Annotated in this window: 8 protein-coding genes and 1 riboswitch; of the genes, 3 read left to right on the top strand and 5 right to left on the bottom strand. The window is 64.1% G+C overall.

Translation table 11 applies throughout. From position 1 onward, the window contains the following. Position 1: 1 nt before the first annotated feature. Positions 2-221, top strand: a riboswitch (cobalamin riboswitch). A 67-nt stretch (positions 222-288) separates the two neighbouring features. Both OE856_RS11790 and cobF read left to right on the top strand, forming a co-directional pair. After that, positions 289-966, top strand: a complete 678-nt coding sequence (locus OE856_RS11790) for an energy-coupling factor ABC transporter permease (RefSeq protein WP_263716327.1) — start codon at positions 289-291, stop codon at positions 964-966. Between the two features lie 63 nt (positions 967-1,029). Beyond that, a complete protein-coding gene (gene cobF, locus OE856_RS11785; protein WP_263716326.1) occupies positions 1,030-1,788 on the top strand; it encodes a precorrin-6A synthase (deacetylating) in 759 nt (252 codons plus the stop codon). Between the two features lie 91 nt (positions 1,789-1,879). On the opposite strand, the gene OE856_RS11780 is transcribed toward cobF, so the two are convergent. Both OE856_RS11780 and OE856_RS11775 read right to left on the bottom strand, forming a co-directional pair. Beyond that, positions 1,880-3,031, bottom strand: coding sequence for a CaiB/BaiF CoA transferase family protein (locus OE856_RS11780; RefSeq protein ID WP_263716325.1), 1,152 nt, complete (start codon positions 3,029-3,031; stop codon positions 1,880-1,882). Continuing rightward, positions 3,031-4,245: an acyl-CoA dehydrogenase gene (locus tag OE856_RS11775; RefSeq protein ID WP_263716324.1), complete on the bottom strand. Its 1,215-nt coding sequence runs from the start codon at positions 4,243-4,245 to the stop codon at positions 3,031-3,033. The genes OE856_RS11780 and OE856_RS11775 overlap by 1 nt, the downstream gene beginning before the upstream one ends. A 144-nt stretch (positions 4,246-4,389) precedes the next feature. On the opposite strand from OE856_RS11775, the gene OE856_RS11770 reads away from it, so the two are divergent. Then, positions 4,390-5,292 (top strand): LysR substrate-binding domain-containing protein, encoded by a 903-nt coding sequence (locus tag OE856_RS11770; protein WP_263716323.1) that lies wholly within the window; start codon positions 4,390-4,392, stop codon positions 5,290-5,292. On the opposite strand, the gene OE856_RS11765 is transcribed toward OE856_RS11770, so the two are convergent. The 3 genes from OE856_RS11765 to OE856_RS11755 all read right to left on the bottom strand — a co-directional run bounded on the left by OE856_RS11765 (position 5,289) and on the right by OE856_RS11755 (position 9,450). Next, positions 5,289-5,720: a universal stress protein gene (locus OE856_RS11765; protein ID WP_263716322.1), complete on the bottom strand. Its 432-nt coding sequence runs from the start codon at positions 5,718-5,720 to the stop codon at positions 5,289-5,291. The two genes, OE856_RS11770 and OE856_RS11765, sit on opposite strands and share 4 nt — an antisense overlap. After that, positions 5,717-8,329, bottom strand: coding sequence for a TRAP transporter permease (locus OE856_RS11760; RefSeq protein WP_263716321.1), 2,613 nt, complete (start codon positions 8,327-8,329; stop codon positions 5,717-5,719). The genes OE856_RS11765 and OE856_RS11760 overlap by 4 nt, the downstream gene beginning before the upstream one ends. Before the next feature lie 149 nt (positions 8,330-8,478). Beyond that, entirely contained in the window at positions 8,479-9,450 is a 972-nt protein-coding gene (locus OE856_RS11755; protein ID WP_263716320.1) for a TAXI family TRAP transporter solute-binding subunit, read from the bottom strand. Between the last annotated feature and the right edge of the window lie 25 nt (positions 9,451-9,475).

Below are 9,475 nucleotides of genomic sequence, written 5' to 3'. Positions count from 1 at the left end.
ATGAGACCCAAGACCAGACGGTTCCCCAAACGCGCAAAGCGCCGGGGATGAAAAAGGGAACACGGTGCGGTGTAGCCATCAGGCGCCAAATCCGTGACTGCCCCCGCAACTGTAAGCGGAGAGCGTGGCCGGACGATGCCACTGACCCCATCGGGGTTGGGAAGGCCCGGCCAAGCAGAGACCCGCAAGTCAGGAAACCTGCCGTCAGGGGCATGCGCCCCACCCACCGCCGGCCCGTCCGGCTTCACCACCATAATGCCGTCGGGTGAGACGGCAGGGAGACAGACTATGCATATCGAACCCGGTATCGTTGCCGGCGCCAAGATGGCGCTTGGCTATGCCACCGCCGCAGGCGCGGCCACCGTCGGCCTGAAACTGACCGCCGACACCATCCGCCAGTCGGGCATCACCGCCCTGATCGGCCGCAGCGCCGTGACCACGGCGGCGGTCTTCAGCTTTTTCCAGATCCTGCCGCACTTTCCGGTCGGCGTCTCCGAGGTACACTTCATCCTCGGCTCGACCCTGTTCCTGATGTTCGGCGCGGCACCGGCCGCAATCGGCCTGGCCATGGGCCTGCTGCTGCAGGGGATGTTCTTTGCCCCCGCCGACCTGCCGCAGTATTTCATCAACATCACCACGCTGCTGGTGCCGCTCTTTGCCATGGGCGCGCTGGCCAAGCGCGTGATCGCCCCCGGCACCGCCTATGTCGACCTGAAATACCGCCAGGCGCTGGCGCTTTCGACCGCCTACCAGGGCGGCGTGGTGGCCTGGGTCGGCTTCTGGGCCTTCTACGGCCAGGGCTTTGGCGCCGAGACCATGACCTCGGTCCTGTCCTTCGGCGGCGCCTACATGTTGGTCGTGCTGATCGAGCCGCTGGCTGACCTGGCCGCGCTGGCCGCAGCCAAGGCGCTGCGCGGCCGCGCCGGTACCGGCATCCTGACCCCGCGCGTCTTTGCGGCGGCCTGATCCCGCCCAAACCCCTAGCGCGGCCCCGCCAACGGGGCCGCGTTTCGTTTCACCGGAGCCCCCATGTTCAACCTGACCCTGGTCGGCATCGGCGCCGGCAATCCCCGGCACCTGACCCTGCAAGCCATCGACGCGCTGAACGCCGCCGACGTGATCCTTATTCCGCGCAAGGGCCCGGGCAAGGACGACCTGGCCGGCCTGCGCCGCCAGATCTGCACCGATGTCCTGCGCGCGGGTGGCCCCCGGATACATGAATTCGACCTGCCGGTGCGCGATGCGGCCAATCCCGACTATCGCGCCGGGGTCGATGACTGGCACGACGCCATCGCCGACACCTGGCAATCCGCGATCCGCGCGGCCCTGCCCCAGGGCGGCACGGCGGCCTTCATGGTCTGGGGCGACCCGGCGCTATACGACAGCACCCTGCGCATCGCCGACCGGCTGCGCGACCGGATGCCCGTCACCGTCACGGTCATCCCCGGCCTAACCGCGATCGCGGCCCTGACCGCCGGCCACGCCATCGCGCTGAACGAGATCGGCGCGCCCTTTGTCGTGACAACCGGCCGCCAGCTGCGCGAGAACGGCTGGCCGCAGGGCGTCGATACGGCAGTGGTGATGCTGGACGGGGGTGGCGCGTTTCAGGCGTTGAACCCCGATGGCCTGTGGATCTGGTGGTCGGCCTATGCCGGCATGGAAAACGAGATCCGCATCGCCGGACCTCTGGCCGAGGTGGCCGACAAGATCATCGCCACGCGCCAAAAGGCCCGCGCCGACCATGGTTGGATCATGGATATCTACCTGTTGCGCCGCAGCGCGGGCTGACCCCGCAAAGGTCGCCCCCGCCCCCGAACCGCGCTGCTGCATGGCGGAAGTTTGCCGCAGTCGCCATGCAACGGTTCGGGGGCGGCCCGGCCTACTCTCCGATGGCCCAAAGGGCCTCGGCCGGGGTTTGATCCCCTTCCCCCAAAACGGGAGAGGGGCGGGCGGTGGCCAGGCTGCTATCAGAGAACCGAATAGGCAGCCTTAGCCCGGGGATTCCATCGGCGTCGATCCGCATGCCGCGGGCGATCACCTGCGGATCGGCAAAGACCTGATCCAGACTGTTGATCGGCCCCGCCGGAACGGTCGCCTTTTCCAGCGCCGCCAGCAGATCGTCGCGCGACCACGACGCCAGCGCCGATACCAGAATGTCACGCAGCGCGGTGCGGTTGGCGACACGGGTCGCGTTCGAGACAAAACGCGGGTCGTCCGCGACGCCGCTCAGCCCCAGCACCCCGCACAGCCGGCCGAACTGGGCGTCGTTGCCCACGGCCAGAATGAACGGATCGGTGCCGGTCGGCAGCACCTCGTAGGGCGCGATGTTCGGATGGGCATTGCCCAGCCGGCGCGGCGGTTTTTCCGTGGCCAGATAGTTCATACCCTGGTTGGCCAGTACCCCCACCGAACAATCGAGCAGAGCCATGTCAACCATCTGACCACGTCCAGTGCGCTCGCGTGCGGCAAGCGCGGCCTGAATTCCGATCACCGCGTAAAGACCGGTGAAAATATCTGCGAAAGCGATGCCCACCTTTTGCGGCTCGCCCGCCGGGTCGCCGGTCAGATCCATCCAGCCGGCCATGCCCTGCACCAGGAAATCATAGCCCGCGCGGTCGCTATAAGGACCGTCCTGACCGAAGCCGGTGATCGAGCAATAAACCAGCCGCGGGTTGATCTCGCGCAGGCTGTCGTAATCCAGCCCGTATTTGCGCAAGCCCCCGACCTTGAAATTCTCGATCACCACATCGGCGTCACGCGCCAGGGCGCGCACCTGTTCCTGCCCCTCGGGCGTGCGAAAGTCGATCGTGACCGACCGCTTGCCGCGGTTGGTGGCGTGAAAATACGCCGCGGCCCGATCGCCCTCGCGTTCGATAAAGGGCGGGCCCCAGCGGCGGGTATCATCGCCTTCGGGGGCCTCGACCTTGATCACCTGCGCGCCCAGATCGGCCAGAACCTGACCGGCCCAGGGGCCAGCCAGAATCCGCGCCAGTTCCAGAACCCGCACGCCTTTGAGAGGGGCCTCGGTCATCACGCAAACGCCTGCAGACCGGTCTGGGCGCGGCCCAGGATCAGGGCGTGCACGTCGTGGGTGCCCTCGTAGGTGTTGACGGTTTCCAGGTTCACCATGTGACGGATGACGTGGAAATCCTGGCTGATGCCGTTGCCGCCATGCATGTCACGGGCGACGCGGGCGATATCCAGCGCCTTGCCGCAGTTGTTGCGCTTGATCAGCGACACCATCTCGGGCGCAGCCTTGGCTTCGTCCATCAGACGGCCGACGCGCAGCGCGGCCTGCAGACCCAGGGTGATCTCGGTCTGCATATTGGCCAGTTTCAGCTGGAACAGCTGGGTATTGGCCAGCGGGCGGTTGAATTGCTTGCGGTCCAGACCGTATTGACGCGCGGCGTGCCAGCAGGCCTCGGCGGCGCCCATCGCGCCCCAGGCGATGCCATAGCGCGCCCGGTTCAGACAGCCGAACGGCCCTTTCAGACCCTCGACATCGGGCAGCAGCGCATCTTCGCCGACCTCGACATTGTTCATCACGATCTCGCCGGTGATCGAGGCGCGCAGCGACAGCTTGCCTTCGATCTTGGGGGCGGACAGGCCCTTGGTGCCCTTGTCCAGCACAAAGCCCTTGATCTTGCCGCCATGGGCGTCGGACTTGGCCCAGACCACGAACACATCGGCGATCGGCGCGTTCGAGATCCACATCTTTGTGCCGTTCAGCACATAGCCGCCATCGACCTTCTTGGCCGTGGTTTTCATGCTGCCCGGATCGGACCCCGCGTCGGGCTCGGTCAGACCGAAACATCCGATCCATTCGCCCGAGGCCAGTTTCGGCAGGTATTTATTGCGCTGCTCTTCGGTGCCGTAGGCATAGATCGGGTACATCACCAGCGACGACTGCACCGACATCATCGAGCGATAGCCCGAGTCCACGCGCTCGACTTCGCGGGCGACCAGGCCATAGGTCACATAGCTGGCACCCAGACCGCCATATGCCTCGGGGATGGTGGTGCCCAACAGGCCCATCTCGCCCATCTCGGCAAAGATCGCCGGGTCGGTCTCTTCACGAGCAAAGGCATCGGTCACGCGCGGCAGCAGTTTTTCCTGAGCATAGGCAAAGGCCGAATCCCGGATCAGACGCTCGTCTTCGGCAAGCTGGTCTTCCAGCAGGAACGGGTCTTCCCAGGAGAAACTTCCCAGATCGGGGCGGGACTGCGGAGAGAGGTTGGTGGCCATGGATCGTCCTTTCGAAATTCGGCGGCAACTGTATTTCGGCCGAAAATGCGCGACCCAAGGCGATGAAGCAAACGATAATATTTGCTGAGTTGATGAGTTATTGTAATAAAGTGGCGAAATATTCAGGCCAAACAGGCGGATATCATGCCAAGAAGCTATACCCCCAGCATTGCCGAGCTAGAGGCCTTTGTCGCCTGCGCCCGCATGGGCACCACCGTGCAGGCCGCCGACCGGCTGAACCTGACGCAAAGCGCGGTGTCGCGGTCGCTGGCGGCGCTGGAAAACCGGCTGGGGGTGCTGTTGTTCAACCGGGTGCGGCGGCGGCTGATCCTGTCGGATGCGGGCCAGGCGTTCCTGGACCGGGCCGAGCGGCTGTTGGATGATCTCAACGATGCCTCGGCGGCGGTCATCGCCTTTGGTGGTCAGGCCGAGATCCTGCGCATGGCGGTTCTGCCCAGTTTCGGCCGGTTCTGGCTGGTGCCGCGCCTGGCGCGGTTCGCGCGCCAGCGGCCTGAAACCACCTTCGACATCGCGGCCCGGCTGACCCCGGTCGATTTCGCGCAGGAACCGTTCGACCTGGCGATCATGCGCAGCACGCACGAGCCGCCCGGCACCCATGCCCAGCGCCTGCTGGCCGAGGAGATGGTCATCGTCGCTGCGCCCGAGCTTTTGGACGGGCGCGCCCAATTACAGCCCGAAGAGATACTGGAACTGCCCCTGTTGCAGCAATCGACCCGCCCCACCCTGTGGCTGGACTGGTTCCGCGATACCGGATGCGACCCCCGCCAAAGCCTGCGCGGCGCCCGGTTCGACCATTTCGACATGGTGATCGAGGCTGCCACCTGCGGACTGGGCGTGGGCCTTGTGCCCGATCTGATCGCACGCAAGGCGCTGGCCGAAGGCGGGCTGAAACTGGCCTCGCCCCGCCGGTTCGCAACCGGAGACAGCTATTCGCTGATCCTGCCTGAAAGCGCCCGCGCCAGCCCCGCCATCAGGGCCTTTCGCGACTGGCTGGTCGCCGAGATGGCCGAGGCGCCGCCGGCCTAGCGCACCACGTAGACCGAACAATCCGAATGGCGCACCACCCGCGCGGCATTCGGGCCCAGCAGGTAATCCTTTAGGTCGGGCTTGTGCGACCCGATCACGATCAGGTCGGTGCCCGCCTCGCGCGCGGCATGCAGGATTTCCTCGTAGGCCGTGCCAGTGGCGATGATGTGCCGCACCTGGGCATTCGCGTCGGCGCCGATCGTGTCGGTGACAAACTTGTTCAGCAGCTCGCGGGTCTTGGCGACGGCCTTGTCGTGATAACCCTTGTCGAAATACTGGCCCACGACGCTCATGCCGAAATCGGGCACCACGGTGATGACATCCAGCCGGGCGCCATCCATCTGGGCCAGCTTGACGGCGGTTTCCAGAACCAGCCGCTCTGCCTCGGGATGCGAGATATCGACGGCGCACAGGATCGAGGTGCTCATGCCGGAACTCCTTCCAGTTTGCGGGCCCGCGCCCGTTGCAGGAATGCGATCAGCGCCAGGAAGGCCAGCGCAGGAATAAAGACCAGCTCTTTCGGGGCCTGATCGGCCTGGGCCTTGACCGCCGAAACGGTCACCGGCGTATCAAGATAGAAATCAAACCCGCTCATCGTGTCGGAGAAGGGCGTGCCCGGGAAGGGTTCGTCCAGCAACAGGCTGTCACCCTCGGGCCGGACGCTCAGACCCAGCGCCTTCAACCGCGCGGCACCATCCCCCGCGCTTTCGACCGGCAGCACGATGGTGGTGTCCTTGACGTCACCCGTATCGAAATCGGGACCGCTTACGACAAGCCGCAGCATTTGGCCCTCTTTGGCGTTGCCCATCGCCTGCTCCAGCTGAACCGGGGCAATCGCGCGATAGGGCGGCTGGATCTGGTTCATCACGTAATCGGGGCGGAACAGCACAAAGGCGATCGCGACCAAAGCCACGCTTTCATAGATGCGCGAGCGGGTCAGGAACCAGCCCATCGTGCCAGCGGTAAAGACCAGGATCGCGATCGTCGCAATGATGAACACCAGAATGCCCTTGGCCCAGCCCACGTCGATCAACAGCAGATCGGTGTTGAAGATGAACATGAACGGCAGCGCCACGGTGCGCAGGCTGTAGAAGAACGCGATGAACCCGGTGCGGATCGCGTCGCCCCCCGACACCGCCGCCGCCGCGAAACTGGCAAGGCCCACGGGTGGCGTCACGTCGGCCATGATGCCGAAATAGAACACGAAGAGGTGCACCGCGATCAGCGGCACGATCAATCCATTTTGCGCGCCCAGTTCGACCACCACGCCGGCCATCAGCGAACTGACGACGATATAGTTGGCCGTGGTCGGCAGGCCCATGCCCAGGATCAGCGAGAGTATACCCACCAGAATCAGCATCAGGATCAGATTGCCACCTGACAGGAACTCGACCAGATCGGCCATCACCTGCCCCACACCGGTCAGCGTGACCGTGCCCACGATCACACCCGCAGTGGCCGTGGCCAGAGCGATACCAATCATGTTGCGCGCACCGTCGATCAGGCCCGAAATCAGATCGGCCACACCGCCCATGAACGCATTCGCGGTATCGCTTTCGCCCCGGAAGATCGACTTGAGCGGGCGCTGCGTCAGCAAGATCACGAACAACAGCGCAGTTGCCCAAAACGCCGACAGGCCGGGCGATTTCTGTTCGATCATCAGGAAGTAGACCAGCACGATGATCGGCAGCAGGTAGTAGAGGCCCGCCTTGTAGATGTCCTTGATGACGGGCAGTTCGACATGCTCGGCATTGGGATCGTCGGGTTCCAGGTCGGGCACCCGTGCCGCGAACCACAGCAGCGCCACGTAAACCGCAACCACTGCCACCGACATGACCAGCCCGGCAGCAGACGGCGCCCAGGCCTGTGCCGCCTGGACCGGGAATTGCGAGCCATAGCACAGCCCGGCGAACACCCCGAAGAACGAGAACATACCGACGACAGTCCGCGACAGATGCACGTCGCGGTCGCCCAGGGTGGGCATGTTCCGCTTAACGGCCTCGAGGTGCACGATATAGACCAGGGCGATATAGGAAATTACGGCGGGCAGGAAGGCGTGGGTGATGACCTCGACATAGGAAATGCCGACATATTCGACCATCAGGAACGCGGCCGCGCCCATCACGGGCGGCATGATCTGGCCGTTGACCGAACTGGCCACCTCGACCGAACCCGCCTGCTCGCTGGTAAAGCCCACGCGTTTCATCAGCGGGATGGTGAATGTGCCGGTGGTCACGACGTTGGCAATCGACGAGCCCGAGATCAGGCCAGTCGCGGCCGAACCGACGACCGCCGCCTTGGCCGGGCCGCCGCGCAGGTGGCCCAGCGCGCCAAAGGCCATCTTGATGAAATAATTCCCCGCCCCGGCCTTATCCAGCAATGCGCCGAACAGCACGAACAGGAAGACAAACTTGGTCGAAACCCCCAGCGCAATGCCAAAGACGCCCTCGGAGGTGGTCCACATATGGCTCATCGCTTTTTTCAGCGACGCGCCCTTCCAGCGGATCACATCAGGCACCCAGTCACTGGACCCGAAGAAGACATAGGCCAGGAAGACCGTAGCAATGATCGCCATCGCCGGCCCTAACGCCCGGCGCGCGGCCTCGAACAGCAGCAACAAACCGGCCAGCGCGAACCACTTGTCCGTGTCATCGGCCAGGCCGCCATTACTGACGATCTTGTCGTAGAAGATATAGCCGTAGAGCGCCGTGAAGGTCGCAAAAAGCGCAAAGATCCAATCTTGAATGGGGATGTAATGACGCGGGCTGGATTTCAGCGCCGGATAGGCCATGAAGGCCAGGAAGATCGCAAAGGCCAGGTGGATCTGGCGCGAGTTGTTGATGATGTCGCCCGGAAGGATCACGTTCGACAGAGGCGAGGCCAGCACCACCTGGAACAGAGACCAGATGACGGCCACGATGGCCAGCATCTTGCCCACCGCACCGGCGGGGTTGCGGGCGCCTGAATCGCTTGCGGCGACCAGCTCCTGCAGTTCTTCCTCGGAAAGGGCGCGGCCCTTGGCTTTGTCTTCGGTCATGTCGATACCCCCCGTGGCACTGGCAAGCGATGCGCTCGTTACGATGCTGGACCTGTTGTTATGATATGCGGCCGCGCCTTGTGTCCGGGCGGTCCGTCGCAGAAAGCGGCAAGAGGCGCGAACGCCTCTTGCCCATGTTCAAAGGCGGATTATTCGATCCAGCCCTTTTCCTTGTAATACTTCGCGGCACCGGGGTGCAGCGGAGCGGACAGACCCGCGGTGGCCATTTCCTGGGGATCCAGGTTGGCAAAGGCCGGGTGCAGCGATTTGAAGTCGTCGAAATTATCGAAGACCGCGCTGACCACGGCATAGACGGCCTCTTCGGACACCTGGTCCGAGGTCACGAAAGTGGCGCCCACACCAAAGGTTTTCACATCAGCATCCGACCCGCGATACATGCCGCCGGGGATGGTGGCGGTGCGATAGAACGGGTTGTCCGCGACCAGCTTGTCCACGGCCTCGCCGTCGACGGTCACCAGCACCGAGTCACACGCGGTGGTGGCTTCCTGGATCGAACCAGAGGGGTGGCCGACGGTGTAAACCATCGCGTCGATCTGGTTGTCGCACAGGGCGGCTGACTGTTCGGCGGCCTTCAGCTCTGTCGCCAGGGCCAGGTCATCGACCGTCCAGCCCTTCGCGGCCAGCAGAACCTCCATCGTGCCACGCTGGCCCGAGCCGGGGTTGCCGATATTCACGCGCTTGCCTTTGAGATCGTCGAAATTGGTGATCCCGGAATCGGCACGCGCAACCACAGTAAAGGGTTCAGGGTGCACCGAGAACACGGCACGCAGACCTTCGAACGGGCCATCGGCCTCGAAATTGTCCGAACTGCCGTTATAGGCGTGGAACTGCCAGTCAGACTGGGCGACGCCGAATTCCAGCTCGCCCTCGCGGATGGTCTTGATGTTGTAGACCGAGCCGCCGGTCGATTCCACCGAGCAGCGGATACCGTGCTCTTTGCGGCCCTTGTTAACCAGACGACAGATCGCGCCACCCGTGGGATAATACACACCAGTCACGCCACCTGTGCCAATCGTGATGAACTCCTCCGCATGCGCAGCCGGCGCAACCATCGCGCCCAGCACTACCGCAGCAGCAGTGAATTTCAGTTTGGCAAACATTTTGAACTCCCGTTGTTGAGTGTTT

The organism is Actibacterium sp. XHP0104 (assembly GCF_025751515.1).
Taxonomy (GTDB): domain Bacteria; phylum Pseudomonadota; class Alphaproteobacteria; order Rhodobacterales; family Rhodobacteraceae; genus Actibacterium_D.
The sequence above is the reverse complement of the archived record's forward strand: the minus strand, read 5'-3'. Positions and strand labels throughout refer to the sequence as shown.

Bases quoted from the DNA above. Each gene is read 5' to 3' on its own strand.
- OE856_RS11790 (WP_263716327.1), top strand. From the start codon at position 289: ATGCATATCGAACCCGGTATCGTTGCCGGCGCCAAGATGGCGCTTGGC.
- cobF (WP_263716326.1), top strand. From the start codon at position 1,030: ATGTTCAACCTGACCCTGGTCGGCATCGGCGCCGGCAATCCCCGGCAC.
- OE856_RS11780 (WP_263716325.1), bottom strand. From the start codon at position 3,031: ATGACCGAGGCCCCTCTCAAAGGCGTGCGGGTTCTGGAACTGGCGCGG.
- OE856_RS11775 (WP_263716324.1), bottom strand. From the start codon at position 4,245: ATGGCCACCAACCTCTCTCCGCAGTCCCGCCCCGATCTGGGAAGTTTC.
- OE856_RS11770 (WP_263716323.1), top strand. From the start codon at position 4,390: ATGCCAAGAAGCTATACCCCCAGCATTGCCGAGCTAGAGGCCTTTGTC.
- OE856_RS11765 (WP_263716322.1), bottom strand. From the start codon at position 5,720: ATGAGCACCTCGATCCTGTGCGCCGTCGATATCTCGCATCCCGAGGCA.
- OE856_RS11760 (WP_263716321.1), bottom strand. From the start codon at position 8,329: ATGACCGAAGACAAAGCCAAGGGCCGCGCCCTTTCCGAGGAAGAACTG.
- OE856_RS11755 (WP_263716320.1), bottom strand. From the start codon at position 9,450: ATGTTTGCCAAACTGAAATTCACTGCTGCTGCGGTAGTGCTGGGCGCG.